This window comes from Micromonospora sp. LA-10, from assembly GCF_051853095.1.
Taxonomy (GTDB): Bacteria; Actinomycetota; Actinomycetes; order Mycobacteriales; family Micromonosporaceae; genus Micromonospora; species Micromonospora echinospora_A.
In genome coordinates this window covers 241737-267556 of record NZ_CP195710.1, presented here as the reverse complement: position 1 = coordinate 267556, position 25820 = coordinate 241737, and the positions used below count along the sequence as shown (strand labels likewise).

The following is a 25820-nucleotide window of genomic DNA, read 5'->3' as shown; positions in this document are numbered from 1 at the left end:
CGCGGCGTACCGGACGGGTCAGCCGGCGAGCAGGGCGCGGATCGGGGCGGCCTTGGCGGCGGCCTCGGCGACCTCGGCGGTCGGGTCGCTGTCCCAGGTGATGCCGCCGCCGGCCCACAGGTGCAGCAGGTTCCCGTCGGCGGCGGCGGTGCGGATGGTCAGGCCCAGGTCGAGCCGGTCGGGTCCGACCCAGCCGAGCGCGCCCATGCTCGCGCCGCGTCCGACCGGCTCCAGCTCGGCGATCTGCGCCAGCGCGGCGCGTTTGGGGGCGCCGGTGACCGAGCCGCCGGGGCACAGCGCGCGCAGCAGGTCGGCCAGGCCGAGGCCGTCGGCGGGGGCCGCGGACACCGTCGACTCCGCCTGCCACAGGTCGCACCAGCGGCGTACGGCGAACAGCTCGTCGACGCGCACCGAGCCGGTGCGGGCCACCTGGGCCAGGTCGTTGCGTTCCAGGTCGACGATCATGACGTGTTCGGCGCGTTCCTTGGCCGAGGCGAGCAGCTCGCGGCGGCCGGCGGCGGTGGCGGGGCGGGTGCCCTTGATGGGGCGGGTGACCAGCCGGTCGTGCTCGACCGCGATGAGGGTTTCCGGGGAGGCGCAGCCGAGCGCCCAGCCGGGCCCGCGCAGCGTGCCGCCGTAGCGGGCGCCTGGCAGCGCGGCGAGGCGGGCCAGCGCCGGCAGGGGGTCGCCGGTGTACGCGGCGGCGGCGTGCCCGACGAGGTTGGTCTGGTAGACGTCGCCGCAGGCGATGGCGGCGCGGACGGCGTCGACGGCGGCGGCGTGCGCGGCCGGGGTCCAGCTGTCCCGCCACGGCCCGAGCCGCCACCCGGCGCCCGCCGGTGGTGGGGTCGGCGTCGGCCGGTCGGTGTGGTGGTAGACGACCACTACGAGGTCGGGCAGCACCGGCGCGGGGCTGGGCGCGCCGGGCGACACGCCGAGCGTGTACGCGCCGGCGGCGGCGGACAGGTACAGCGCCGCCCCGCACACAGCGTGACCGGGGTCGTGGCGGCCGGGCCGGTTCAGGTCGTCGCGGGTGATGCCGTGCGCGGCGAGGAAGCGTTGTGCCAGGTCGGCGGGGTCCCCGCCGTCGCCGATACGCCAGTGCAGCCGGGCGGTCTCGACGAGCCGGCGGCGGCATCCGGGCGGCGCGCCGGGAACATCGACCTCCACCTGTGGGAGCGCTTCCACGACGTCCGGGCCGTTACGGGTCATCCGTTCAGCCCATTCTGGGTGAACAAGACGCATCCTTGCTCGTTGCCGCTCAGTTTTCCTTGGTACTGTGCGTCACTGGTCATGTGAACCATGACACAGTGCCCCCACAGTCCGGAGAACCCGATGTGTCAGCACCAGCCCACCTGCCCCTCCGCCGACGCGACCGACCGCGAGGCCGCCCGCGTCCTAGCCTGCTTCCCTGAGCAGGGCTGGAGCCTGCTCTGCAACGGTGTCATCGTCTTCGAGGACACCGGTGAGCTGCTCCCCGACGGACGCACCATCGCCCCGCACCGAGGTCCGGCCCGCCACGCTCTCGTCGCCTGAGCCATCACGCAGCGTCAGTGAGCGTACGCGTCGGCCATGACCGGCCGGCGCCCCGGCCGGGGCGGCGAGAGCCCACCGCCCCGGCGTCAGCCGCTCAGTCCTCGAACGCCTCCGGCGCGGGGCACGAGCAGACCAGGTTCCGGTCGCCGTACGCGCCGTCGACGCGCCGCACCGGAGGCCAGTACCGGCCCGCCCGGTCCACACCGGCCGGGTAGGCGCCCACCGACCGCGGGTACGGGTGGGGCCACTCGTCGGCGGACACCATCGCCGCGGTGTGCGGCGCGTTGGACAGCGGGTTGTCCCCCGCCGGCCACTCCCCCGAGCCGACCTTGTCGATCTCCGCCCGGATCGCGATCATCGCGTCGCAGAAGCGGTCCAGCTCGGTTAGGTCCTCACTCTCGGTCGGCTCCACCATCAGCGTCCCGGCCACCGGGAACGACATCGTCGGCGCGTGGAAGCCGTAGTCGATCAGCCGCTTCGCCACGTCGTCCACGCTCACCCCGGTCGCCTTCGTCAGCGGACGCAGGTCCAGGATGCACTCGTGCGCGGCAAGGCCCTTGTTGCCGGCGTACAGCACCGGGAAGTGGTTGCGCAGCCGCGCCGCCACGTAGTTCGCGGCCAGCACCGCCACGCCGGTGGCGCGGGCCAGCCCGTCGGCGCCCATCATCCGCAGGTACGCCCACGGGATCGGCAGGATCCCCGCCGACCCGTGGTTCGCCGCCGAGATCGCCGGCCGCCCGTCGGCGCGCGCCCCGAGCGGGTCACCGGGCAGGAACGGCGCCAGATGCGACCGCACCGCCACCGGCCCGACGCCGGGGCCGCCGCCGCCGTGCGGAATGCAGAACGTCTTGTGCAGGTTCAGGTGCGACACGTCCGCGCCGAAGCGGCCCGGCTTGGCGAACCCGACCAGCGCGTTGAGGTTCGCGCCGTCGACGTACACCTGGCCGCCGGCGTCGTGGACCTTCGCGCACAACTGGGCGATGCCGGTCTCGTACACGCCGTGCGTCGACGGGTACGTCACCATGATCGCGGCGAGCGCGTCCCGGTGCTTGTCGATCTTCGCGTCGAGGTCGACCAGGTCGACATTGCCGTCGGCGTCGCAGCCGACCACCACCACGCGCATGCCGGCCATGACCGCCGACGCGGCGTTCGTGCCGTGCGCCGACGACGGGATCAGGCACACGTCGCGGTGGGCCTCGCCGCGCTCGCGGTGGTAGCCGCGGATCGCCAGCAGCCCGGCCAGCTCACCCTGCGACCCGGCGTTCGGCTGCACGCTGACCGCGTCGTAGCCGGTCACCTCGGCCAGCCAGCCCTCCAGCTGCGCGATCAGCTCCCGGTACCCGGCGGTCTGTGCGTCCGGCGCGAACGGGTGCAGGTGCGCGAACTCCGGCCAGGTGATCGGTTCCATCTCGGTGGTGGCGTTGAGCTTCATCGTGCACGACCCCAGCGGGATCATGCCGCGGTCCAGCGCGTAGTCGAAGTCGGCCAGGCGGCGCAGGTAGCGCAGCATCGCCGTCTCCGAGTGGTGGCTGGAGAACACCGGGTGGGTGAGGAACCCCGACGTGCGGGCCAGCCCGTCCGGCAGGGCCGCGTCGGCGTCGCCGTCGTAGGTGTCGACGCCGAACGCCGCCCACACCGCGGCGAGGTGCGCGGCCGTGGTGGTCTCGTCGCAGGAGATGCCGACCCGGTCGGCGTCGACCAGCCGCAGGTTCACGTTGCGCTCGGCCGCCGCGGCCACCACGTCGGCGGCGCGGCCCGGCACGACCGCGGTGACGGTGTCGAAGAACGCGACGTCCCCGACCTGCACGCCCCCCGCGCGCAGCCCGGCCGCGAGCCGCGCCGCCGCCTCATGGGTACGCCGGGCGATGGCCCGCAGCCCGTCCGGGCCGTGGTAGACGGCGTACATGCCGGCCATCACGGCGAGGAGCACCTGCGCGGTGCAGATGTTGCTGGTCGCCTTCTCCCGGCGGATGTGCTGCTCGCGGGTCTGCAACGCCAGCCGGTACGCCGGGTTGCCGTCCGCGTCGCGGGACACCCCGACCAGGCGGCCCGGCAGCATCCGTTCCAGGCCCGAACGCACCGCCAGGTAACCGGCGTGCGGCCCACCGAAGCCCATCGGCACACCGAACCGCTGCGTGGTGCCGGCGGCGATGTCGGCGCCGATCTCACCCGGCGGGCGCAGCAGCGTCAACGCCAGCAGATCCGCCGCGACGGTCACCAGCGCGCCCACGCCGTGCGCCGCCTCGACCAGCGCCCGGTGGTCGCGGACCGCCCCGGACGCGCCCGGATACTGCAGGTGCAGGCCGAAGAACTCCGCCGGCAGCTCGTCACGCTCGACGTCGATCACCCGCACGTCGATGCCGAGCGGCTCGGCGCGGCTGGCGATCACCGCGACGGTCTGCGGCAGCGCGTCGGCGTCCACCACGTACACCGGGCTCTTGCTCTTGGACGCGCGGCGCGCGAGCGTCATCGCCTCGGCCGCGGCGGTGCCCTCGTCGAGCATCGAGGCGTTCGCGGTGGCCAGGCCGGTCAGGTCGGTGACCATGGTCTGGAAGTTCAGCAGCGCCTCCAGCCGGCCCTGGCTGATCTCCGGCTGGTACGGCGTGTACGCGGTGTACCAGGCGGGGTTCTCCAGCACGTTGCGGCGGATCACCGCCGGGGTGTGGGTGCCGTGGTAGCCCAGACCGATCATGGACACGGCGACCGTGTTGCGCGCGGCGAGGGCGCGCAGCTCGGCGATCGCCTCCCGCTCACTGGCCGGGGCGGGCAGGTCCAGGGTGCCGTGCCAGCGGATCACCTCGGGAATCGCGGCGTCCATCAGCTCGTCGACGGAGCTGTAACCGACGGCCTCCAGCATCCGGCGCTCGTCGTCGCGGCCCGGGCCGATGTGCCGGTCGGCGAACTGCTCTACGGTCATGCGCTGCGCTCCTTGTGGGGCGAGGTCGACGGATCGGCCTCCCCCTGAGTCGCGCTGACGCGCTCCACAGCGCCTGCCCACGTGGTCCTTTTGCCTGAGAGGTTCCGGGGAGAATCTGCCCCTTCGGCGCCGTCGGGTCGACGGTCTCTCCCACGTGGGTGGTACCGGCACCCCCAACGCTACCAGCGGCCGTGTTTCCGGCTCATGTCCCGGGGTTGTTGATCACACCGGCGCCGGGGCCGCCGCGCACCGGTCGGCCAGCGCGCTCAGGGTGGCGCCCAGCGGCGCGTCCAGGCGCACCGTCGCGTACCCGTCGCCGCGGGTGACGCCCTGGTTGACGATCGCCACCGGGATGCCGTGGCGGGCCGCGCGCAGCACGAACCGCCGCCCCGACATCACCGTCAACGACGAGCCGAGCACCAGCAACGCCCGGGCCCGCTCCACCAGCGCGAAACAGTCCGCGACCCGCGGCGCGGGCACCGTCTCGCCGAAGAACACCACGTCCGGTTTCAGCATGCCGCTGCCGCAGAGGCCGCAGTCGATCGTGCGGAACCCGGTCACCGCCTCGTCGGGCAGGTCCACGTCGCCGTCGGGGTTGACGTGCGCCACCCGGGCGTCAAAGCCCGGGTTCGCCTCCGACAGGCGCCGGTGCAGCTCCTCGCGGCCGGTGGCGTTGCCGCAGTCCAGGCACGTCACCTCGTCGAGACGGCCGTGCAACTCGATCACCCCGGTCGCGCCCGCCGCGGTATGCAGCCCGTCGACGTTCTGGGTGATGATGCCGCCGAGCAGCCCGGCGTCCTGCAGGCGGGCCACCGCCCGGTGCCCGTCGTTCGGGGCCGCCCGGGCGATGGTCTGCCAGCCCAGGTGGCTGCGCGCCCAGTACCGCCGCCGCGCCAGCGGATCCCGGGTGAAGTCCTGGTACGTCATCGGGGTGTGCCGGCGCGCCGCGCCGCTGGGCCCCCGGTAGTCCGGGATGCCCGACTCGGTGGACAGGCCGGCGCCGCTGAGCACCACCACGTCCCCGGCGGCCACCAGCCGCGTCAACGCCTCGAACGCCTCACTCACCCGTCCATGGTCCCTCGCCTCCCACCCGCCGCCCACCCCGCCCGGTGATCATGAGGTTGGCGGTGGTCCGGCCCGGCGTGTCGCACCGCCAACCTCATGATCAACGAGGCCGGTCGCCCGGCGGCGGCCGGTGCGCCGGGCTAGGTTGAGCCCATGCGCGTCGTCATCGCCGGAGGGCACGGAAAGATCGCCAAACTGCTGGAGCGGGAACTGGCCGGACGCGGCGACACCGCGCTCGGACTCATCCGCAACCCCGACCACGCCGCCGCGCTGCGCGCCGCCGGCGCCGAACCGGTCGTCTGCGACCTCGAACACACCGACGTCGACACCCTCGCCGGCCACCTGGCCGGCGCCGACGCCGTCGTGTTCGCCGCCGGCGCCGGACCCGGCAGCGGAGCCGCCCGCAAGGACACCGTCGACCGCGGCGCCGCCGTGCTGCTCGCCGACGCCGCCGTACGCGCCGGAGTACGCCGCTACCTGCTGGTCTCCTCCATGGGCGTGGACGACGCGCCCACCGAAGGCACCGACGAGGTGTGGTCGGCGTACCTGCGGGCCAAGAAAGCCGCCGAGGACGACGTCACCGGCCGGGACCTCGACGTGACGGTCCTGCGGCCCGGCCGGCTCACCGACGACGAACCCGAAGGCCGCATCACGCTGGCCCGGCACGTCAGCGGCGGCGCGATCAGCCGCGCCGACGTGGCCCGCGTGCTGCTGGCCCTGCTCCACGCCCCCGGCACCGCCGGGCACACCCTGGAACTCGTCGGCGGCGACACCCCCATCGCCGAGGCGATCAACGCCGTCACCGACTGACCCGCCGAACCCTCACCGCCCGGCCCGCCGCACGGCAGGCCGGGCGGTACGGTCACCGCTGATGCCGGGGCAACGCCGGCTGCGGCGCGCCGCCACCAGCCGGCGGCAGCTCCCGGGAGATCCGCTCCATCGTGCGCGCCAACTGCTCGCTACCGTCGTCGAGATGCCGGGCCGCCGCCTGCATGTGGGAGATCATCATCTCGCCGAAGATCCGCAGCGCCTCCCGCGTCGCCACCGAGTCGTCGAAGCTGCCCCCGGCGGCGCTGCGGTACTCCGCCACCGCCCGCTCGGCCTCCTGCTTCGCCTCCTCCGCCGCCGCCCGCATGTAACTCTCGTACTGGGTACGGGCATACTCGGCGACCCGGCGCGCGTAGTCGTGCGCCTGCGCGATGATCTGCTCGGCCTCCCGCTGCGCCGCCGACAGCAGGTTGACCTCCTTCGCCGCCGGCGCCGCCACCGTCTTCTCCGCGCTCGGGATCACCCCGTGCCGGTGCAACTCCAGATGGTCGTTGAGCCGCTCGTTCTCCGCCCGCAGATCCCCCACCTGCGCCGCCAGCAGATCCAGCTCGTCGGCCACCTGCAACCGAAACCGGTCCACGTCGGCCGGGTCGTACCCGCGCCGGGTGAACGCCGCCGACCCGAACTCCCACCGGCGCACCCGGTCCGCGGTCAGCCGCACCTGCACCGGACCCGACACGTGCTGCGCGTCATAGCTGCTGATCGGGCTAGCGCTCACCGGATCACCTCTGCTCGCGACTGCGGGGCTCGCAACCCCGGCTCACTCCTCGCGCTCACCGGATCACCTCTGTTCCCTCGGAACCGGCCACCGTCCGCCAGGACGGGCCGTACCAGTGCTTGCCGAAACCCTCGTGGTGCACCTGGCCCGGCTGGTAACCCGCCGCGGTCAACGCCGCCACCGAATCACCGACCATCTCGTCGGACCCGCACACGTACACGTGCCTCGACCGCCAGTCCCCGTCGGCCAGCACCCGGTCGGCCAGCCGCACCATCTCCCCCGGTCGCCGCGGATCCGATCCGGCCACATACGACACCCGCAGCCACGGATGCGTCGCCGCCAACTTGTCGATCGCCTCGCTGTCGTAGAACTCCGTCCGCGACCGGGCCCCCACATACAGGTCGACCCGCCGTCCCGAACCCTCCGCCGCGACCTGCTCCACCAGCGCCTTCACCGGCGCCCAGCCGGTACCCGCGGCCAATAGCAGCAGATCCGACGACCCCGCCTGCCACAACGTCAACCGGTCCCCCACCGGCGACGCCAGATGGATCTGGTCACCGGCCGCGCACCCGTACACCAGGCGCGACGACACCACACCACCCGGCGCGGCCCGCACGTGCAGCTCCACCGTGCCGTCCGGACGCGGCGCGTTCGCCGGCGAGTAGTACCGCCACGACCGCACCGCCGGATGCGACACCCCGATCGACTGTCCCGGCGCGAACGGCAGCAGATACTGCGGCCGGACCGTCAGCACCGCCACGTCGAACGTGCGCTGCTCATGCGACAGCACCTCCGCCACCCACCACGGCGGCGACTGCGACTCCGCCGCCTTCGCGCCGTCGGTCATCACCTGTGCCACCAGGCCGTACGCCGCGGTCCAGTCGGCGGCCAGCTCCTCGGTCCACGCCTCGCCGCAGAAATGCCGCAACGTCGCCAGCAGCGCCTCACCGACCGCCGGATAGTGCTCGGCGCGCACCGCGAACTTGCGGTGATCCGCGCCCAGGTCCCGCAGGAACCCGACCAGCCGGTCCACCTGGTCCACGTGGGACACCACGTGCCCCAGCGCCGCCACCAGACGATCCCGCTGGCCGGCCATGTTCGTCGGGAACATCTGCCGGGTCTCCGGATGCGCCAGGAACAGCGTCGAATAGAAGTAGAGCGGCACCTGGTCGCCGTGCGCGGCGACCAGGGACCAGCTCTGCTTCAGCCGTGCCGCGTCCACGCTCAGGCATCCCCCGCCGACACGACCTGCTCGCGCACCTGCCCCAGCACGACCTGCACGTCGGCGATCACGTCGGCCGGCACGCCCAGCTCCACGAGCGTCGCCGTCAGGTGCTCACCGACCTTCGCGTAGTGCGCACCCGGAATGTTCAGCGGCTGGTGTGCCTCGGCCAGCCCACGGCCGGCGTACTCGTTCGGCCCGCCCAGCACCACCGCCAGCATCAACGCCAGGTGCCGCCGCTGCTCCACCATGTCCACCTCGGTGAAGTAGCCCGCGAGATCCGGATCGGCCAGCACCTTGTCGTAGAACAACTCCACCGCGGCCTTCACCGCCGCCGCGCCGCCGATGCGCTCGTAGTGGGAGATCGGGGTGGTCTCGCTCGTCACCGTCATGCTCGGTCCTTCCACCAGGGGTCCGCGGGCAGCGCCGCGTCAGGGGCTCGCCGTCCGGCGCGGCGTCACACAGCGTTCCACCGTGATGCCGACACGCCGACGACCGGAACGGACGATAGCGCGCCTGCCACGACGCTTCACGCCGCCCCTGTCCCCATCCCGAGAACCGTCAACTACGGACAGTCAACAACAGCGGCGAATCCGATGAACGCACCGCAGCCAGCCCACCACCCCTGGTCAGCCCGCGACGCGTACCGTCCCTTTCGGACATAGCGCCCCGACCCGCCGCGACCTGCGAATACACCGACCGGGCCGCGCCCACCCAGCGCGCCGGACCCAGCCGGCCACCACACAGCACACCCCGTCACCAAAACACGAATCGCGCCGCACCCTTTTCGGGCGCGGCGCGATCCCGTCAACGAGACGCGACGCAGGTCACCCGGCCCGGCGCCGCGCCCGGCGCACCGCCAGCTCGTCACCCACCGCGTCCGACTCCGGCTCCGCGACCGGGGCAACCGGCTCCTGCACACCCACCGGCTCCGCCGGCAGATGCGACAACGAACCCTGGATCTCCTTGAACGCCCCACCGATCGCGATGCCGAACACCCCCTGGCCGCCCTGCAACAGGTCGACCACCTCTTCCGGCGACCGGCACTCGTACACAGTCGTCCCGTCGGAGATCAACGTGATGCCCGCCAGATCGTCCACCCCACGCGACCGCAACGCCTCGATCGCCTTGCGGATGTTCTGCAACGACACCCCGGCGTCCAACAGCCGCTTCACGACCTTCAACACCACCAGGTCGCGGAACGAGTACAACCTCGACGTCCCCGAACCCGAAGCGTCCCGCACACTCGGCACCACGAGCGCCGTACGCGCCCAGTAGTCCAACTGCCGGTAACTGATGCCCACCGCCGAACACGCGGTCACACCCCGGTAGCCGACCTCGCCGTCACCGACCGACTCAGGCCCCACACCCGCCTGCTGCTCCGCACCCGGACCAGGATCCCGTGGCTCGTGCATCCGGACCAACCTCCCCGCGCCCGTGGCGGTGTCGCGCCGACTCCCCGTCACGCGCACCCCTCGACACGGCAACCCTATCGCCGCCGCCCGTCCTTCACCCGCAGGAGACACCGCGACACGCCGCGCGTCCGCCCCGCAACACCACACACGGCGGCCAGCCATCACCCACAGTGACAACCGCCGCCGCGCCGACCCCGGCCACCCGGCCAGGAACACCTCAACCCGCGAAGTCCTCCGGACGCACCTGGTCCAGGAACTCCCGGAACTTCTCCACCTCGTCCTCCTGCTCGTCGGGGATCACGATCCCCGCCTCGCCGAGGACCTGTTCCGCACAACGAATCGGAGCGCCGACCCGCAACGCCAACGCGATCGAGTCACTCGGCCGCGCCGACACCCGCACCCCGTCACCCAGCAGCAGATCCGCGTAGAACACGTTGTCCTTCAACTCGGTGATCTCCACCGCCCGCAACGGCGCCTGCAACGCCGCCAGCACATCCCGCAGAAGATCATGCGTCAACGGCCGGGCCGGCTTGACCCCCTGCTGCTCGTAAGCGATCGCCGTCGCCTCGACCGCGCCGATCCAGATCGGCAGATAGCGGTCCCCCTCGACCTCCCGCAGCAGGACGATCGGCTGGTTGCTGGGCAACTCCACCCGAACTCCGACCACGCTCAGCTCGCGCACCGCCGCCTCCGTGTCGTCGTCACCTTGCACCGCGCCCTTCCCTGCACGGTACACGGACCAGGACACGGGAGTCCCACACGCTACGTGCACCACGCCTCGCCGGAGGGGCTTACCCCGGCAAGCCTACGACACGCTCCTCCGGCCAGATCTTTCCGCGCCACCCACCCACGACGAAGGGCCGGGCGTCCACGACACCCGGCCCTCCACCGACGACCTCACCGGCCCAACGTCGACCGCAGCCCCACCCGCACCAACGCCGCGTGCAACCGCTGCGACAACGCCACCAGCTCCCGCGCCGTCTCCGCCGCACGAGCCCGCGCCGCCGGATCACTCTGCCGCGCCAACGGCGCCACCAACTGCGCGAACAGACCGACCTCACGATCGGCCGCCGACCGGTACGCCCGCAGATGCCGAGGCTCCAACCCGTACGCCGCCAGACCCGCCACCGCACTCGCGATGATCAACGCGTCCGCGTCGTACCACCCCGGCGGATCCGACACCAGCACACCGAGCCGCTCCAACTCCGCAAGCGTCGACTCGTCCACGCCACTGCGCGCGATCAGCCCCGCCCGGTCCAGCCGCACCTCCGACGACTCGACCGAATCCACCGGCTCCCGGCCCGGCACCTCACCACCCGGACCCACAGCCACTAGATTCGGCCGCCCCCGCCCCGGCGACGGACCAGACCCGTCCCACTGGGCCAACTGCTCCCGGATCACCCGCAACGGCAGATACTGATCCCGCTGCGCGGTCAACACGAACCGCAGCCGCGCCACATCGTCCCAGCCGTACTTCCGATAACCCGCCGGCGTCCGCTGCGGCTCCACCAGGCCCTCGGCCTCCAGAAACCGCAACTTCGAGATCGTGACGTCCGGAAACTCCGGCCGCAACTGCGCCAGCACCTCGCCGATACTCATCAGCGCAGGCGCCCGCCCAGCCCCGGACGGCGTCGAAGCCGCAGGCTCGTTCACCCCCGGCCGGCCTCACCCTCCGGGCGCGGACCGGCGATGAACACCACCCGGAACTTGCCGATCTGCACCTCGTCACCGTTGCTCAACGTCGCCGCCTCGACCCGCTCACGATTCACGTACGTGCCGTTCAGGCTGCCCACATCCCGCACCGTGAAAGTCCCACCGTCGCGGTGGAACTCCGCGTGCCGACGCGACACCGTCACGTCGTCCAGGAAAATGTCACTGTCCGGGTGCCGCCCACTCGTCGTCACGTCGTGGTCCAACAGGAACCGGGCGCCCGCGTTCGGACCCCGGCGAACCACCAGCAACGCCATACCCGGCGGCAAAGAACCGGACATCCGGCTCGGCACCACATCGGTGTCCGGACCCTCCAGCACTTCGTCGAGCGAACCGAGATTGAGCGTCGAAGTGACGTCGAGCGGGGGGAACTCGTCGTCTGGGCGCGTCATGGGACCACCTCACGGATCTGTTCGGTTCGGCGTCAGGAAATGGCGGGTCTGGCCGCCGGGCAACACCACACCCGGCGGCTGGCTCCCCGTGCCCGGGAAGGCGCATTCCGCAACGCTCAAACTATTGGTTCTCGGTCGACTGGGCGAGCCTAGCCAGCGCCGAAATGCAGGGCAACCGGACGCGCGGAACCTCGCCGCCGCCCGGAACAGCACGAACTCAGCTCTCGGTGAGCTCGCGGTACGCATCAGCGGTCAACAACCCCTCGACCGCCGCCGGATCATCCGGAGTGATCTCCACCAACCACCCCGCACCGTACGGATCCGTGTTGATCACCTCAGGGGTGTCGGCCAACGCCTCGTTGCGCGCCGCCACCGTGCCGCTCAGCGGCGCGTAGATCTCCGACACACTCTTCGTCGACTCGATCTCGCCCAGCGACTCGCCCGCCGCCACCACCGAACCCTCGTCCGGCAGCTGCACGAACACGATGTCACCCAGAGCGTCCTGCGCGAAGTGCGTGATACCGACGCGGACGACACCACCGTCACCACCGACCACCCACTCGTGCTCGGCGGTGTACCGCAGATCCTCAGGAATCACCAACTGCGTCCTTCGTCATCGGTGCACCGGAGAAACCGGCGCGGCCGCGACCGGTCAGGAAACCGGCCGGGCGTGGTCCAGCTTGATCGGCGCGTGCAGCTGCGAAACCTCCACAACCTCACGATCCTCGGAGGTCACGTTACCGCCGCGGTCCCGCACCGATGCGACCACCCCGCCAGGAATGTTCAACGCCGTACGCATCGTCGCCGGATCGCCGATCACCATGATCGTAAACGGACCCGTCAGCCGCCGCCCGTCCACCACCAGAGCACCGTCGGCCCCGTCCACGAAATACGTCGACGCGATGATCCGCACCGCCGAACCGTCAGCGCCCTGGATCTGCATCGCCTCCGCGCCCGCACCCCGCAGCTCCTGCACCGCGTCCAGGATCCCCGTCGACGACACCGCCTTCGCCGGCCCCGAGAACCGCACCTCCAGCCCCGGACCCACCGCCGGCAACGTACCCGCCAGGATGCCCAGCTCGTCCGCCCGCCGCGTCGCCTCCTCCAGCGCCGCCTGCCGGCCCTGCTCACCCGAGCGCAACTGCCGCTGGCTCTCCTCCAACGCCTCGATGTCCTGACGCAGCCGCCGCTCCCGCGAATCCAGATCCGACGAGATCCGCACCAGGTCCTCCTCCCGCGTCGCCGCGAGCGTCGGATCCGTCGACGTCGTCTTGAACTGCACCACGAGCGTGAAACCCAGCAACGCCAGCAGCACCGCGATCATCAGACCCGCCGAGGAGAACCGCCGCGCCCGCGACGGCTGCGCCACCGCACCCGGCTCCGGCTCGGACTCCGGCACCGCCTCCCGCTCCGCGGGCTCCGACGACTCGTCCGGCGCCGGCTCCACCGGCGCCAACGGGCTCAACTCGTCCGGATCGGGCGCGTCCGGGCGCGGATCCGGCTCACCCGCCGGACCCGACGGCTGCTCCGGCTCCACCGGACGCGGCCACCCCGTCCCCGTCTCCCTGTGTTCCTCACTCATCGCGTCAAACCTACGCCCGGAACAGGTGCCGACGGATCGCCGCCACATTTCCGAAGATGCGCACCCCGAGCACGACCACCACACCCGTGGACAACTGACCACCCACGCCCAACTGGTCCCCCAGGTACACGATCAGCCCCGCCACCAGCACGTTTGAAATGAACGACACCACGAACTGCTTGTCGTCGAAGATCCGGTCCAGCTTCGCCCGCACCCCACCGAACACCGCGTCCAACGCGGCCACCACCGCGATCGGCAGATACGGCTGCAACGCCGCCGGCACCGTGGGGTCCAGATACACCCCGAGCACCACACCGGCGAGCAACGCCAGCACCGCGATCATCGGCCACCTCCCGAGGGGCTGGAAGAACCACCCGGGCCGGACGACCCGGGACTCGACGAACCGGCCGCCCCCGAACCCGACGGACGCGGACTCGGACTGACCGAAGGCTCGGCGTAGCGTAGCCGCGGCTGCGGCGCCGCCGGCAAGGTGAGGTCGTCGACCCGCTTCACCCCGAACGACAGGCCCGTCGTCCGCGCCACCTCACGCATGAGCGCCGCCGCCCGGCTCTCGTTGAACCGGTCCCGCATCGACCGCGGCCCGATCGCCTGCACCTCGTACGGACCCGTCACCGGCCGGTAGTCCACCAGGATCGCCTCGCCCGCCGACCGGATCGTCGACGTCGCGGTCAACCGCTGCCCGTTCACGGCGACCGCCTCGGCGCCCGCCGCCCACAACGCGTTCGCGACCTTCTGCAGATCCGAGTACAGCACCCGGGACGGATCCGCGCCCCCGCTGGTCACCCCGTCCTGATCCGACGTCGCGTCGGCCAGCCGCACCACCACGCCGTCACCGCGCACCCGCGCCAGCCCGGTGCCCGCCTCCAGCGTGCGCAACCGGGACGCCTGCGAGCCGCTCAGCGCCGCGTCCCGCTGCCGGCCGACCTCCTCGCGCAACTGCTCCGCCCGCTCGGTCAACCGGTCGGTCTCCGCCTCACGCCCCTTGATCTCGGCGATCAGCCCCGCCCGCGCCGTCGCCCGGCTCGGCTCCTCCGCCATCGTCTCCCGGTACGCCACCGCGAACAGGAACCCGATCACCGCCAGGACCAGCAGGCTCACCGGGCGGCCCAGCACCTGCCGCACCCGCGACACCGGACCCGCCGCCCGGCGCGCCGCCGCATCCCCGTACCCCGGGTCCAGCGGATTGCGGAACAGCTCGGTCAGGAAGTCCGGCGCGTACACCCGGCTCGACGGGTCGCGCTCCTTCTTCCCGTCGGTCGACGTCGGCCTGGTCATGCCGCCGCCTGCGCGCGCCGCGCCCGCATCCGCCGCACGAGCCGGCTCGCCTGCACCACGTACATCGCGCCGGCGACCCAGTAGAGGACCAGACCCCACCAGGCGAGACCCCAGCCGATCGCGCCGGCGGCGGTGCCGATGCCCGGCGCGGCGTCGGCCAGCAGCAGGATCGGGAACGCCGCCAGCAGCAGGAAGGTGGCGGTCTTGCCCACGTAGTGCACCGGCGGCGGGCCGTAGCCGTAGCGGCGCAGCACCCCGAGGGAGGCCAGCAGCAGCAGCTCACGGGCCAGCAGCGCCCCGGTGAACTGCCAGGGCACCACCTCGCGCGCGGTGAAGGCGAGCAGCGTGGCCAGGATGTAGAGCCGGTCGGCCAGCGGGTCGAGCAGTTCCCCGAGACGGCTCACCTGCCCCAGCCGGCGGGCGATCCAGCCGTCCACCCAGTCGCTGGTGCCGCCCACCGCGAGCACCACGATGGCCGCCACGTCGGCCTCGACCACGAGGAACAGGTAGAGGAAGATCGGCACGCCGACGAGTCGGACGAAGCTGATCAGGTTGGGCAGCGTGAGGACGCGGTCTCCCACGACCGTGGCATCCCCGGAATCCGGGTGCTCCGCTGGAGCCGGCCGACGCGACACCGAACCCTCCCTTCGCAGCACGGTCCGGCAGCCGGACGAGCGGCCGCTGGAGGGACGTGCGCGTTGCCGGCCGGTCAGACGCCGGCGCCCTCTGTGATCCCGGGCTGGGACCTCCCCCGACGCGGCCGGTGATCACCGGCCGCTCAGTTGCGCTGCCACTATATCGGGCTCCCCCGTTCCGGCCGGTGGCCGCGCTGCGTCGTTGCTCAGTGATGTCACGGTGGGGACCGTCACAACCGCTAAGGCATCCTAGGACACTAGTTGACGCTCGTGACCGACGCGGGACCGCCGTGGCGGGCGGGCTCAGGCGGTGCGGGCGGTGGAGTCGGGGGCAGCCTGCGGCGCGGCAGCCGTGGCGGCCTGGCTGAACGCCACGAGCGCCAGCAACAGCTCGTGCTGCGCGCGGTTGGGCATCCGGTCTAGCACCGCCTGCACGGCGAGGTGCCGGCGCTCCTGCAGGTCGCGCAGCAACGTCTCCGCCGCCGCGGTCGGGATCAGCCGCACCTCTCGCCTGTCGCGCGGGTCGGCCACCCGGCGCAGCAGGCCGACGGCCTCCAGGCGGTCACAGAGCCGGCTCGCCGACGACGGGACCACGTCCAGCAGCTCGGCCAGCCGGTTCACGTTGGTGTCCGGATGGGACACGATCAGCGACAGCACCCGCAACTGGGTCGGTGAGACGCTGACCGTGTGCCGTGAGGTGGCGGAGTCGAGCACACCGATGAGCGCCTCCGCAGCCGACTCGATGGCCGCGGCAAGATTCGGAGGTCGCTCCACCCGCTGTCCCCTGCGATCGTCCCGCTCGTGTTCGCTCCGCCCCGATCACTGCCGCGTGACGTCGTCGGACCGGCCGGAACCGCGCCAGTCCAGGCAGACGACGACCGCGTCGTCACGGAGATCCGCGTCGGCGTGGTACGCATGCAGTTCGCGCATCACCGTACCAACTGCCTCGGTCGCCGGCTGCAGCCGAGTGGCCCGCATCGCGCGCGCCATGGCCCGGGCGCCGTACGGCTCCTGGCCGTCGGGCTCCGCCGCGTACACCCCGTCGCTGACCACGAAGAGACGATCGCCCGGCTCCAGAGTGAACTCCTGCACGTCGTAGCGGGTCTCGGCGAACATGCCCAGCGGCAGTTGCTGCTCCAGCGCGATCGGGGTGACCCGACCCCCGCGCAGCCGCAGCAGTTGCGGGGAGCCGGCGTCCACCGCCCGCACCACGCCCCGGTGGCTGTCCAGCTCCAGCAGCAGCGTGGCCACGTGCCGGCCGCCCCGGTGCTGGTAGTAGATGGTGTCCGAGGCCAGCTCCGCCTGCTCGACCAGACTGCCGCCGGAGCGCCTGGCGTTGCGCATGGCGTTCACCGTCATCGCGGTGAGCAGCGACGCGGCCAGCCCGCTGCCGGTGCCGTTGAGCACGGTCAGGGTGAGACGTTCGCAGTCCACCGACCAGTCGAAGTGGTCACCGCCCACCGTGTACGCCGGCTCGAGCTGCCCGGCCAGCAACGCGTCGCCGTGGCGCACGCTGCGTCCGGGCAACAGGTCCCACTGCATCTCCGCGGCCATGCTCAGCCGTTCCCGCCGCCGGGCGCGGCGATACCTGTCGGTCTCCCGGTCGGCCGCGCGGATGGCCACGGCCAGCTCCCCGGCGGCGTCCCGCGCCGCCTCCACGGTGGCCGCGTCCGGGTCGCCGGGCAGTTCGACCATCAGCACGCCGAGCCGCTCCCCCCACACCGACAGCGGCAGGTAGGCCCGGCAGCGGCCGTCGTCGACGATGTCCAGAACCGGCTCCTGGCTGCTGAAGCAGCGTTGCGCCACGGTGTGCGCCAGAAACGGGCCGGCGTCGGACACGTCCGGGTCGAGCACCGGCCAGAGGCCGCTGGCGCGGTAGTCGGCGACGAACACCTCCGCCCGCGCGGCCCCGAGCGTCTGGCGCAGCACCGCGTCCGCGGTCTCCACCAGCTGGTCGGGTGGCGCCGTGCGCAGGGCACGTGACACCGATCCGGACGCCTCCGGCATGCTCATCCTCCGATGACGACTATTGCTACAGGGCAAACATCATACGAAGGACCCCCGACAGCCGAACGGGCCGCCTCGACCGGCGCGGCTCAGTCCGCCGGCCGCAGCGCCAGCGCGCCGTAGAACGCGTCCGGCACCTGCTCCGGCTCGCCGTCGGGCCGCCACCGGGCCACCGGCACGACGCCGTCGTCAGTGGGACGCCAGCGGCCCAGCAGCGGCGCGAACCGGTCGGGCGCGCGCATCCGGAACGCCGGGCCCATCATGGCCAGCGCCTGCGGGTGCCCGGCCAGCTCCTCGCTGTCGAAGTCGATCGCCAGCCGGCTGCCCGGCGCGACCGCCTGGTACAACTCGTCCAGCGTACGGGCCAGCGTCTCGTCGTCCAGGAACGCGGCCAGCCCGAGGAAGACCACTCCGACCGGCCGTCTCCCCCACCCCGGCACGAAGCGGTGCAGCTGCGCCCGGTCGACGGTGCCGATGTCGGTGGCGTCACCGTAGGCGTAGCCGGCGCGGTCACTGCCGGCGAGCAGGCGCTGGCCGAGCCGGACCGTCTCCGGGTCGACGTCGGTGTAGAGGACAGTCGCCTCCGGCGCGACCTCGTGCACGTTGCCGCAGGTCGGCACGCCCGCGCCGAAGACCAGGAAGCCGTCCACACCCTCGTCGGCCATGGCCCGCACGGTCCGGCCCAGGAAGCCGCGCAGCGAGCGGAAGATCACCGCGCAGGGCCCGTACGCCGCTTCGAACGCGGCGGCCGCGGCGACGTCGACCGGACGGTGGTGCCGGCCACCGAGCCAGTAGTCGATCATGCGGGCGGTGCTCGGTCCGTCCGGCTGATCCATCGACGGACCTCCCTCCCCTGGGCGCTGCGTGCCAGCGTACCGACCGGGCGACCGGCGCGGTATCGCCCCGGGCCGGTCCCGCCGGCCGCGATACTGGCCGCGGGAGCGTCGGCCACGAGGAGGTACCGGGTGAACTCCGCTGACGGCGCGGCCGTGGTGGTCGGGGTGGACGGCTCCGAGCCGGCGACACGAGCCGTGCTCCTGGCCGCCCGGGAGGCTGCCCGCCGCAACCGGCCGCTGCGGGTGGTCCACGGATTCATCTGGCCGCTGCTGGGCGTGCCGGTGGCCGCTCCGGCCGGGGCGCCGCCGCACGCCGGCCTGCGCCACCAGGCCGAGCAACTGGTCGCCGACGCGGTCAACGCGGCCGAGGCGCAGGAGCCCGGGCTGCGCATCACCGGCGAGATCATCGACGGGGAGGCGGCCGCCGTGCTGCTCGGCGAGTCCCCCACCGCCGCCCTGATCGTGCTCGGCGACCGAGGACTCGGCGGGTTCGCCTCGCTGGTGATCGGCTCGGTCGCGCTGCAGGTCACCGCGCACGCCGACTGCCCGGTGCTGGTCGCCCGGGGCGCCGCCCGCGACACCGGCCCGGTGGTGGCCGGGGTGGACGGCTCCGCGCTGTCCCGCGCCGCCGTCGAGTTCGCCGCCGAGGCGGCGTCCTGCCGTGGCGCCCCGCTGCGCGTGGTGTACGCCCGCCCGGGCAGCCGGGCGGCGCAGGCCGACGAGGAGGAGCGGGTGCTCGCCGAGTCGGTCGCCGGCATCGCCGAACGGTGGCCGCAGGTGCCGATCACCCGGGAGGCGGTGCACGCCCGCCCGGTCACGGCGCTGACCGAGGCGTCCCGGGACGCCCAGCTGGTCGTCGTGGGCCGGCAGGGCCGCGGCGAGCTGAGCGGCCTGCTGCTCGGCTCGGTGAGCCAGGGGATCCTGCACCGCTCCGTGTGCCCGGTCGCGGTCGTACGCACCCCCGGCTGAGCGCACGGTTGGCCCCGGCCCGGGCGGGTAGACGGGTTCCTCAGCCGACAGCGACCCGAGGAGGCAGTGATGCCAGGACCACGTCCGGGCAGCAACGCGTACGACAAGCAGCGGGCACGCCTTCGCGACCTCGTCGAGCAGTCCGGACGGGCGTCCGACAAGGAGGCGAACCAGGTCGCCAACCGGATCCTGCAGGACGACAGGGGACAACGCGGTGTGGTCCGGGGCGAACGGACCTACGGCCCCAAGGGCAACCGGGAACCGGGTGACCCGAAGTGAGGACGGCAGCGGTTGTCGACGGCGCCATCGCGGGCGCCGTCGGCAGCGCCGTGCTCAACGCGGTTTCCTACCTCGACATGGCGCTGCGGGCCCGGCCGGCCAGCAGCACCCCCGAATCGGTCGCCGGGCGGCTGGCCGACGTCACGCACGTCGACCTGGGCCCCGGCGAGGAGGCGGAGAACCGCCGCTCCGGTCTGGGCCCGTTCCTCGGGTACGCCACCGGCATCGCCGCGGGGGCCGCGTTCGGCCTGCTCGCCGCCCGCCGCCGGCTGCCGTTGCCGCTGGCCACCGTGCTGCTCGGCGGCGGCGTCATGGCCACCTCCGACGGCTCGATGACAGTGCTCGGCGTGACCGACCCGCGTACCTGGCGGCGCAGCGACTGGGTCTCCGACCTGATCCCGCACCTGGCGTACGGGCTGTCGGCCGCAGCCACCTGGCGGCGACTGCGGCCGACGTCGGCTCGCGGCTAGCTCTCGTCGTCGGCCACCGGCTCACCGGCCGGCCCGTACGGCGACACCTGCCCCTTGGGGACCGGCCGGCCCGCGTCGGCGTTCGACGTGCCCCCGCCTCGCGAACGGCCGCCCGCCTGGGTGGCCGTTTTGCGGCTGTCCTGGCTGGTCGCGCCGAGGTCGTTCCGACGCAGTTCCTCCTGCTGCGGCTTGACCACGGGTCTCTCCTTCCCGGTGGAGCACACGGCCGTCGACCGCGCGCCCAACCCGCGTACCCGTCGCCGCCGGGCACATTCCGGATCGGCCCGAGGGTCTGGCCGGGGCCGGGGCGGGTAAGCCGGATGGATGCCAGACGATCGCAACGTCGCGCGCGCCCTGCTGGACCGGCAGTCCCGCACGTACGCCGAGGAGGCCGGGATCGCGCTCGCCGACCGGCCCGGCCCGCTGTACCAGTTGCTGGTGCTCACCACGCTGCTGAGCACCCGGATCCGGGCGTCGGTGGCGGTGGCCGCGGCCCGGGAGCTGTTCGCGGCCGGCTACCGCACGCCGCAGGCGATGGAGGCGGCGACCTGGCAGGACCGGGTCGACGCGCTGGGCCGGGGCCACTACCGGCGCTACGACGAGCGGACCGCGACGATGCTCGGCACCGGCGCCCGGCTCTGCCTGGACCGCTGGCACGGCGACCTGCGCCGGCTGCACCAGGAGGCCGGCGCGGACCGGGCCGCGTTGCGCCGGTTGCTCACCGAGTTCCCCGGCATCGGCCCCACCGGAGCGGACATCTTCCTGCGCGAGGCGCAGTCGGTGTGGCCGGACGTGCGCCCGTACGCCGACCGGCGCACGCTGGCCGGGGCGAAGCGGCTGGGTCTGCCGGCGAGCCCCGGCGACCTGGTCGGGCTGGTCGGCGAGGCGGACTTCGGGCGGCTGGCGTCGGCGCTGGTGCGGGTGGCGCTGGGCGAGGAGTCGGCGGGCGAGGTGAGCCGCAGCGCCGCGACGGCCCGCTGAGCGCGCTACTTGGCCGGGCCGGGCTTGGTCAGGTTCCAGGCCAGCAACGAGGCGAGCAGCGCCAGCAGCACCACGCCGCCGGAGACGCCCTCCTCGCCGCTGCCGCGGCTTCCCGAGAAGCCGAAGTAGATCACGGCCAGTCCGGCCAGCACGGTGATGAACGTACGCAGTCCTCGGTCCTTCACGCCCGCACCGTACGACCGGCGGCGGCGCCCGGGGCGCGGATCGGGCGGCCGTCCCCCGTCCGGGTGTCAGTCCGGCGCGCGGCCGACCGCCGGGCCGCGCAGCCGCACCCGGCGGATCGCCCGTCCGGCCACGTCGACCACCTCGACGGTGAGGCCGGGCAGCCGGACCCGTTCGCCCGGCCCTTCGGGCAGCCGGCCCAGCCCGGCCAGCACCAGCCCGGCCACCGTGGTGTACTCCCGCGACAGCGGGAACGTCACGCGTACGCCCACGTCGGGCAGGTCGTGCAGCGGGAAGTCGCCCGGCAGCAGCAGCGCGCCGTCCGGTTCCCGCTCGGCCCGGCGCACGTCCCGGTCGGTCTCGTCGTACAGCTCGCCGACCACCTCCTCGAGCAGGTCCTCCATGGTGACCAGGCCGTCCACGCCGCCGTACTCGTCGACCACCAGGGCCATCTGCTCGTGACGCTGGCGCAGGTGCCGCATCGCGTCGGCCACCGGCAGCGTGCCGGGTAGCAGCACCGGCGGGCGGGCCCGGGCGCCGACCGGGGCGCCGTCGGCGTCCACCAGCTCACGGATGTGCACCACGCCGCGCACGTCGTCGAGCCCGCCGGGCCCGATCACCGGCGCCCGGGACCGGCCCGCGCCCGCCAGCAGCCGCATCGCCTCGGCCGCCGGCAGCTCCACCGGCAGCGTGGTCACGTCCCGGCGGGCCACCAGCACCTCGCGCAGCGTACGGCCGGCGATGTCGAACGCCCCGGCGAGGATCTCCCGCTGCTGGGCCGAGAGGCCACGCTGGCTGACCAGCATTTCCCGCAGCTCCTCCTCGGTGACCTCCTGCCGGTTGGCGCGCGGGTCGCCGCCGGCGAGCCGCACGAGCAGGTCGGTGGAGCGGCCGAGCAGCCACACCGCCGGCCGGGACAGCCGCGCCAGCAGGTCCAGCGGTCCGGCGCTGAGCAGCGCCCACCGCTCCGCGGTCTGCATGGCCAGCCGCTTGGGCGCCAGCTCCCCCACCACGAGCGTGAGGAACGTCAGCAGCAGCGTCACCAGGAACACGGCCACCGGGCGGGCGGCCCCGCCGAGGAACCCCAGCGGTCCGACGAGCGGCTCGGCCAGCGTCACCGCCGCGGCGGCCGAGGCGAGGAACCCGGCGAGCGTGATGCCGAGCTGGATGGTGGCCAGGTAGCGGTTCGGTTCCCGGGTGAGGCGGCTGAGTCTCGCCCCGGCCCGCCCGGAGCGCGCCAGCCGGCGCAACTGCCCCTCCCGCAGGCTCACCAGCGCCATCTCACTGCCGGACAGGGCTGCGTTGACCAGGACCAGGACGGCCACCAGCGCGATCTGCCCGCCCATCAGTCGGTCTCCAGGTCGTCCAGGGAGATCGCGTGGGTCATCAGCCAGCGGGCCAGCGCGGCCATCCCGAACAGCCACAGCGGCGCCGACTCGGTGGGGCCGTTGGTGGCGTAGATGGCGAACCGCAGGTCCGGGGCGCGGTACGCCTCGATCCGCCACTTGTGGTTCTTGTCCCGCCAGACCGCGGAAGGGTCCATGGCGTCACGGTAGGTGACCGGAGCGGGCCGCCGACGCCTGTTGACTCAGCCCGGCGGGCGGAGCACCTCGCGGGCGTCGTCGGGCAGCCGCCGGGTGGCCCCGCGCCGGTCCAGCAGCTCCAGCAGCGGCACCGCCACCCGCCGGGTGGTGCCGAGCGCCTGCCGGGCAGCGCTGAGCGTGAACGGCTGCGGCAGCCCGGCCAGGACGCGCACCGCGTCGTCCGGGGCGCCGGGCAGCAGCACCACGTTCTCGGCCAGCTTCAGCAGCGCGCCGGCCCGGACCGCGGCGCCGATCTCGCGGGGGCCGAGCCCGAGGTCGGCCAGGTGGTGCGCCTCGGGCGCCTGGAACGGCCGGTCGCCGTACTCGGCCCGGACCCGGTCCACCGCCCGGGCCACCGGGTCGGGCAGCGTGTGCTGCGGCGCGGCGGTGACCAGGCCGTCGCGCAGCCGCAGCGGCGGGCGCAGCAACGCGGTGACCAGGGCGCGCTCGGGCAGGTCGAGCCGGTGGCGCAGCACGTCGACCGGTACGCCCGCGGCGAGCGGGTGTTCGGCGGTGTACCGGGTCACCTCCTCGCTGAGGCGGCGGCCCAGCTCCTGCCAGTGCTCCGGGTCGGCCAGCCACTGCCCGGCCACCGGCGTCGCGGTCGGCGGCACGCCCATCCGGGTCAGGTCCCCGGCCCGGATCAGCCGTCGCCGCCGCAGTTCCCCGGCCAGGTCCGGTCGCCCGTCCAGCCCGGCGAGCACGGCCGCGCGCGCGGCCGCGGCGCCCCGGCGGCGCAGCGGCGGCGGGTCCACGTCCAGCACCGTGACGCCACCGCAGACGTGGTGCCGGCCGGGGTCGCGCAGCAGCGCCCGGTCCCCGATCAGCAGCGGCAGCGGCCGGGCCAGGCGCAGCCGCACCGTGTCCGGGCCCAGCGGCCGGACCCGGGCGGGCACCGCCGCCGAGCCGGCGTGCAGGGTGAGCGTGGCCGGCAGGTCGGCGGCCGGATCGCCGGACAGCCGCACGTCGAGCAGGTCGGTACGGCCGAACCGGCCGGGAGTGAGCAGCGCGTCGCCGCGCCCGACCCGGTCCCGGGGCAGGCCGCGCAGGTTCACCGCGACCCGGGCCACCGCGTCGACGGCGGCGTGCGCGGCGCCGAGGGAGTGCAGGCCGCGTACCCGCACCGCCTCGCCGCTGCCGGCCAACTCCAGTTCGTCGCCGACGCGCAGCCGGCCGCCGCCGAGCGTGCCGGTGACCACGGTGCCGCTGCCGCGCACCGTGAACGCGCGGTCCACCCAGAGCCGCACCGGAGCGTCCCGATCCGGGTCGGGCAGCCGGGCGACCAGGCGGTCCAGCGCGGCACGCAGCTCGGGCAGCCCGGCGCCGGTGACCGCGGAGACCGGCACCGCCTCCACCTCGCCCAGCGACGTCGCGGCGATCTCCGCGCGGGCCCGCGCCGTCGCCGGGCCGGGATCGGCCAGGTCCGCGCGGGTGACCGCGAGCAGCCCGTACGACACGCCCAGCGCGTCCAGCGCGGCCAGGTGCTCGGCGGACTGCGGCATCCAGCCCTCGTCGGCGGCCACCACGATCAGCGCGGCCGGGACCGGGCCGACACCGGCGAGCATGTTCGGCACGAACCGCTCGTGCCCGGGCACGTCGACGAACGCGATGGTGCCGCCGGAGGGCAGCGTGGTCCAGGCGAAGCCGAGGTCGATGGTCATGCCGCGGCGGCGTTCCTCCGCCCACCGGTCCGGTTCCATCCCGGTCAGCGCCCGCACCAGCGTGGACTTGCCGTGGTCGACGTGCCCGGCGGTCGCCACCACCCACATGCCGGTCAGTCCTCCACGCTCAGCACGGCCGCCCGGACCCGGTCGTCGGCGCCCTCCGGCACGGCGCGCAGGTCCAGCAGGAGCCGGCCGTGCAGCACCCGGCCGAGGATCGCCGGCTCGCCGGTGCGCAGCGGCTCGGCGTACCGCTCGGGCAGGCTCAGCGCCCACGAGTCCAGCTCCACGCCGGGCGCGCCGCCGCCGCCGACGACCGCCGCGCTGGGCACCACCTCGGCCTTGCAGCCGTCCTCGCCGAGGCGGTCACGCAGCCGCTCCACCCGGGCGCGCAGGCGGGCCGGGTCGGCGTGCAGCGCGTCCCGGGTGGGCGTGGACGGCGCGTACAGGGTGGCGGCGAGCGCGGCGAGGGTGAGCTTGTCGACGCGCAGCGCCCGCGCGAGGGGGTGCCGGCGCAGCCGGTGCACCAGGTCGGCGTCGCCGAGCAGCAGGCCGGCCTGCGGGCCGCCGAGCAGCTTGTCGCCGCTTGCGGTGACCAGGTGCGCGCCCGCGCGCAGCGTGGTGGCGGCGTCCGGCTCGTCGGGCAGCAGCGGGTCGGGCGCGAGCAGGCCCGAGCCGATGTCGACCACCACCGGTACGCCGAGCGTGGCCAGGTCGGCGACCGGCACAGCGGAGGTGAAGCCGGTGACCACGAAGTTCGACGGGTGCACCTTGAGCACGAAACCGGTGTGCTCGCCGATCGCGGCCTGGTAGTCGGCGCGGGTGGTGCGGTTGGTGGTGCCCACCTCGCGCAGCCGGGCGCCGGTGCTGGCCAGCAGGTCGGGCAGGCGGAACCCGTCGCCGATCTCGACCAGCTCACCGCGGCTGACCACGATCTCCCGGCCGGCGGCGAGCGCGGTCGCGGCCAGCGCCAGCGCGGCGGCGCCGTTGTTCACCACGTGCACCGCCCCGGCGTCGGGCACGGCGGCGGCGAGCGCGTCGAGCGCCTCCCGGCCGCGCCGGGCCCGCCGCCCGGTACGCAGGTCCAGCTCCACGTCGGTGTTCCCGGCGGCGGCGACCAGCGCGTCCACCGCGGACGCGGCGAGCGGGGCGCGGCCCAGGTTGGTGTGCAGCACGACGCCGGTGGCGTTGAGCACGGCGCGTGGCGTACGGCCGGGCAGGTCGGCGAGCGCCGCGTCGCGTACCTGCTCGGGGGCCAGCTCGCCGCGGCGGGCGCGGTCCTGCGCGCGGACTACGGCGGCCCTGACCCGGTCGCGGCCCAGCGTGCCGGCGGCGGCGGCCAGCGCGGGATCGGCGAGCAGCGCGTCGGTGCGCGGCACCCGCCGTCGCGGGTCGACCTCACGCATCGCGCTCTCCCGGGAACGGTTTGGCGGAGACGGACGGGAATCGAACCCGCCTGGCCCGGGTCCCGGACCACACCGGTTTTGAAGACCGGGAGGGGCACCAGCCGCCTGAACGCCTCCACGCAGCAGTCA

At 73.9% G+C, this 25820-nt stretch carries 30 protein-coding genes, 1 tRNA gene and 1 riboswitch; of the genes, 6 read left to right on the top strand and 25 right to left on the bottom strand.

The window, feature by feature from the left end; genetic code table 11:
* Nucleotides 1-18: 18 nt before the first annotated feature.
* Nucleotides 19-1212, bottom strand: coding sequence for a chorismate-binding protein (locus ACSDG8_RS01270; RefSeq protein ID WP_210899626.1), 1194 nt, complete (start codon nt 1210-1212; stop codon nt 19-21).
* A gap of 123 nt (nt 1213-1335) precedes the next feature.
* Here ACSDG8_RS01270 and ACSDG8_RS01265 point away from each other — a divergent pair, with 123 nt between their 5' ends.
* Nucleotides 1336-1536 carry a DUF5999 family protein gene (locus ACSDG8_RS01265; protein WP_013286363.1) on the top strand — a complete coding sequence of 67 codons (201 nt, stop codon included), beginning with the start codon at nt 1336-1338 and terminating at the stop codon, nt 1534-1536.
* Between the two features lie 94 nt (nt 1537-1630).
* Here ACSDG8_RS01265 and gcvP read toward each other — a convergent pair whose 3' ends face one another.
* Together gcvP and ACSDG8_RS01255 are read right to left on the bottom strand one after the other, a co-directional pair.
* Nucleotides 1631-4453: an aminomethyl-transferring glycine dehydrogenase gene (gene gcvP / locus ACSDG8_RS01260; protein WP_210899622.1), complete on the bottom strand. Its 2823-nt coding sequence runs from the start codon at nt 4451-4453 to the stop codon at nt 1631-1633.
* A 72-nt stretch (nt 4454-4525) separates the two neighbouring features.
* Nucleotides 4526-4616, bottom strand: a riboswitch (glycine riboswitch).
* A gap of 59 nt (nt 4617-4675) precedes the next feature.
* On the bottom strand, nt 4676-5518 hold the full coding sequence (locus ACSDG8_RS01255; RefSeq protein ID WP_210899620.1) for an NAD-dependent protein deacetylase: 843 nt from the start codon (nt 5516-5518) through the stop codon (nt 4676-4678).
* Between the two features lie 153 nt (nt 5519-5671).
* Here ACSDG8_RS01255 and ACSDG8_RS01250 point away from each other — a divergent pair, with 153 nt between their 5' ends.
* Nucleotides 5672-6328: an NAD(P)H-binding protein gene (locus tag ACSDG8_RS01250; RefSeq protein ID WP_210899619.1), complete on the top strand. Its 657-nt coding sequence runs from the start codon at nt 5672-5674 to the stop codon at nt 6326-6328.
* Between the two features lie 52 nt (nt 6329-6380).
* Here ACSDG8_RS01250 and ACSDG8_RS01245 read toward each other — a convergent pair whose 3' ends face one another.
* The 15 genes from ACSDG8_RS01245 to ACSDG8_RS01175 all read right to left on the bottom strand — a co-directional run bounded on the left by ACSDG8_RS01245 (nt 6381) and on the right by ACSDG8_RS01175 (nt 18159).
* The gene (locus ACSDG8_RS01245; protein ID WP_210899617.1) at nt 6381-7064 is read right to left on the bottom strand and encodes a DivIVA domain-containing protein; all 684 of its coding nucleotides are present in this window, start codon (nt 7062-7064) and stop codon (nt 6381-6383) included.
* 55 nt (nt 7065-7119) lie between these two features.
* The gene (locus tag ACSDG8_RS01240) at nt 7120-8286 is read right to left on the bottom strand and encodes a globin domain-containing protein (RefSeq protein WP_210899615.1); all 1167 of its coding nucleotides are present in this window, start codon (nt 8284-8286) and stop codon (nt 7120-7122) included.
* A gap of 2 nt (nt 8287-8288) precedes the next feature.
* Nucleotides 8289-8678, bottom strand: a complete 390-nt coding sequence (locus ACSDG8_RS01235; RefSeq protein WP_210899613.1) for a group I truncated hemoglobin — start codon at nt 8676-8678, stop codon at nt 8289-8291.
* Nucleotides 8679-9113: 435 nt separating this feature from the next.
* Nucleotides 9114-9701: a MerR family transcriptional regulator gene (locus tag ACSDG8_RS01230; protein WP_210899611.1), complete on the bottom strand. Its 588-nt coding sequence runs from the start codon at nt 9699-9701 to the stop codon at nt 9114-9116.
* Nucleotides 9702-9918: 217 nt separating this feature from the next.
* Nucleotides 9919-10383, bottom strand: coding sequence for a bifunctional nuclease family protein (locus ACSDG8_RS01225; RefSeq protein ID WP_043330120.1), 465 nt, complete (start codon nt 10381-10383; stop codon nt 9919-9921).
* Between the two features lie 215 nt (nt 10384-10598).
* Complete coding sequence (ftsR, locus tag ACSDG8_RS01220) at nt 10599-11300, bottom strand: transcriptional regulator FtsR (RefSeq protein WP_210899695.1); 702 nt, start codon at nt 11298-11300, stop codon at nt 10599-10601.
* Nucleotides 11301-11350: 50 nt separating this feature from the next.
* Nucleotides 11351-11803: an oxoglutarate dehydrogenase inhibitor Odhl gene (gene odhI / locus ACSDG8_RS01215; protein WP_030503922.1), complete on the bottom strand. Its 453-nt coding sequence runs from the start codon at nt 11801-11803 to the stop codon at nt 11351-11353.
* Between the two features lie 217 nt (nt 11804-12020).
* The gene (gene gcvH, locus ACSDG8_RS01210) at nt 12021-12401 is read right to left on the bottom strand and encodes a glycine cleavage system protein GcvH (RefSeq protein WP_030503921.1); all 381 of its coding nucleotides are present in this window, start codon (nt 12399-12401) and stop codon (nt 12021-12023) included.
* A gap of 54 nt (nt 12402-12455) precedes the next feature.
* On the bottom strand, nt 12456-13385 hold the full coding sequence (locus tag ACSDG8_RS01205; protein ID WP_210899609.1) for a DUF881 domain-containing protein: 930 nt from the start codon (nt 13383-13385) through the stop codon (nt 12456-12458).
* A 10-nt stretch (nt 13386-13395) separates the two neighbouring features.
* Nucleotides 13396-13728 carry a small basic family protein gene (locus ACSDG8_RS01200; RefSeq protein ID WP_007071104.1) on the bottom strand — a complete coding sequence of 111 codons (333 nt, stop codon included), beginning with the start codon at nt 13726-13728 and terminating at the stop codon, nt 13396-13398.
* The gene (locus tag ACSDG8_RS01195) at nt 13725-14681 is read right to left on the bottom strand and encodes a DUF881 domain-containing protein (protein ID WP_210899607.1); all 957 of its coding nucleotides are present in this window, start codon (nt 14679-14681) and stop codon (nt 13725-13727) included. The genes ACSDG8_RS01200 and ACSDG8_RS01195 overlap by 4 nt, the downstream gene beginning before the upstream one ends.
* Nucleotides 14678-15316, bottom strand: a complete 639-nt coding sequence (locus ACSDG8_RS01190) for a CDP-alcohol phosphatidyltransferase family protein (protein WP_374223577.1) — start codon at nt 15314-15316, stop codon at nt 14678-14680. Before ACSDG8_RS01190 ends, ACSDG8_RS01195 begins: the two co-directional genes overlap by 4 nt.
* 303 nt (nt 15317-15619) lie before the next feature.
* On the bottom strand, nt 15620-16090 hold the full coding sequence (locus ACSDG8_RS01185) for a MarR family transcriptional regulator (protein ID WP_210899603.1): 471 nt from the start codon (nt 16088-16090) through the stop codon (nt 15620-15622).
* Between the two features lie 45 nt (nt 16091-16135).
* Nucleotides 16136-17323, bottom strand: a complete 1188-nt coding sequence (locus tag ACSDG8_RS01180; protein ID WP_210899601.1) for a PP2C family protein-serine/threonine phosphatase — start codon at nt 17321-17323, stop codon at nt 16136-16138.
* A gap of 89 nt (nt 17324-17412) precedes the next feature.
* The gene (locus ACSDG8_RS01175; RefSeq protein ID WP_210899599.1) at nt 17413-18159 is read right to left on the bottom strand and encodes an SAM-dependent methyltransferase; all 747 of its coding nucleotides are present in this window, start codon (nt 18157-18159) and stop codon (nt 17413-17415) included.
* 129 nt (nt 18160-18288) lie between these two features.
* On the opposite strand from ACSDG8_RS01175, the gene ACSDG8_RS01170 reads away from it, so the two are divergent.
* The 3 genes from ACSDG8_RS01170 to ACSDG8_RS01160 all read left to right on the top strand — a co-directional run bounded on the left by ACSDG8_RS01170 (nt 18289) and on the right by ACSDG8_RS01160 (nt 19877).
* Nucleotides 18289-19128: a universal stress protein gene (locus ACSDG8_RS01170; protein ID WP_210899597.1), complete on the top strand. Its 840-nt coding sequence runs from the start codon at nt 18289-18291 to the stop codon at nt 19126-19128.
* 69 nt (nt 19129-19197) lie between these two features.
* The gene (locus ACSDG8_RS01165; RefSeq protein ID WP_013286381.1) at nt 19198-19407 is read left to right on the top strand and encodes a hypothetical protein; all 210 of its coding nucleotides are present in this window, start codon (nt 19198-19200) and stop codon (nt 19405-19407) included.
* Nucleotides 19404-19877: a hypothetical protein gene (locus ACSDG8_RS01160; protein WP_210899594.1), complete on the top strand. Its 474-nt coding sequence runs from the start codon at nt 19404-19406 to the stop codon at nt 19875-19877. The genes ACSDG8_RS01165 and ACSDG8_RS01160 overlap by 4 nt, the downstream gene beginning before the upstream one ends.
* Here the strand turns inward: ACSDG8_RS01160 and ACSDG8_RS01155 are convergent.
* Nucleotides 19874-20074 (bottom strand): hypothetical protein, encoded by a 201-nt coding sequence (locus tag ACSDG8_RS01155; protein ID WP_210899592.1) that lies wholly within the window; start codon nt 20072-20074, stop codon nt 19874-19876. The genes ACSDG8_RS01160 and ACSDG8_RS01155 overlap by 4 nt on opposite strands.
* Before the next feature lie 127 nt (nt 20075-20201).
* On the opposite strand from ACSDG8_RS01155, the gene ACSDG8_RS01150 reads away from it, so the two are divergent.
* Nucleotides 20202-20858 carry a hypothetical protein gene (locus ACSDG8_RS01150; protein WP_184686016.1) on the top strand — a complete coding sequence of 219 codons (657 nt, stop codon included), beginning with the start codon at nt 20202-20204 and terminating at the stop codon, nt 20856-20858.
* 5 nt (nt 20859-20863) lie between these two features.
* Here ACSDG8_RS01150 and ACSDG8_RS01145 read toward each other — a convergent pair whose 3' ends face one another.
* The 6 genes from ACSDG8_RS01145 to ACSDG8_RS01120 all read right to left on the bottom strand — a co-directional run bounded on the left by ACSDG8_RS01145 (nt 20864) and on the right by ACSDG8_RS01120 (nt 25808).
* A complete protein-coding gene (locus ACSDG8_RS01145; protein ID WP_073829444.1) occupies nt 20864-21043 on the bottom strand; it encodes a hypothetical protein in 180 nt (59 codons plus the stop codon).
* 66 nt (nt 21044-21109) lie between these two features.
* A complete protein-coding gene (locus ACSDG8_RS01140) occupies nt 21110-22387 on the bottom strand; it encodes a hemolysin family protein (RefSeq protein ID WP_210899590.1) in 1278 nt (425 codons plus the stop codon).
* Nucleotides 22387-22584, bottom strand: coding sequence for a hypothetical protein (locus ACSDG8_RS01135; RefSeq protein WP_030503909.1), 198 nt, complete (start codon nt 22582-22584; stop codon nt 22387-22389). The genes ACSDG8_RS01140 and ACSDG8_RS01135 overlap by 1 nt, the downstream gene beginning before the upstream one ends.
* 45 nt (nt 22585-22629) lie before the next feature.
* Nucleotides 22630-24393 carry a selenocysteine-specific translation elongation factor gene (selB, locus tag ACSDG8_RS01130; protein WP_210899588.1) on the bottom strand — a complete coding sequence of 588 codons (1764 nt, stop codon included), beginning with the start codon at nt 24391-24393 and terminating at the stop codon, nt 22630-22632.
* Nucleotides 24394-24398: 5 nt separating this feature from the next.
* Complete coding sequence (gene selA / locus ACSDG8_RS01125; protein ID WP_210899586.1) at nt 24399-25691, bottom strand: L-seryl-tRNA(Sec) selenium transferase; 1293 nt, start codon at nt 25689-25691, stop codon at nt 24399-24401.
* 21 nt (nt 25692-25712) lie between these two features.
* A tRNA-Sec gene (locus tag ACSDG8_RS01120) sits at nt 25713-25808 on the bottom strand.
* Nucleotides 25809-25820: the final 12 nt, after the last annotated feature.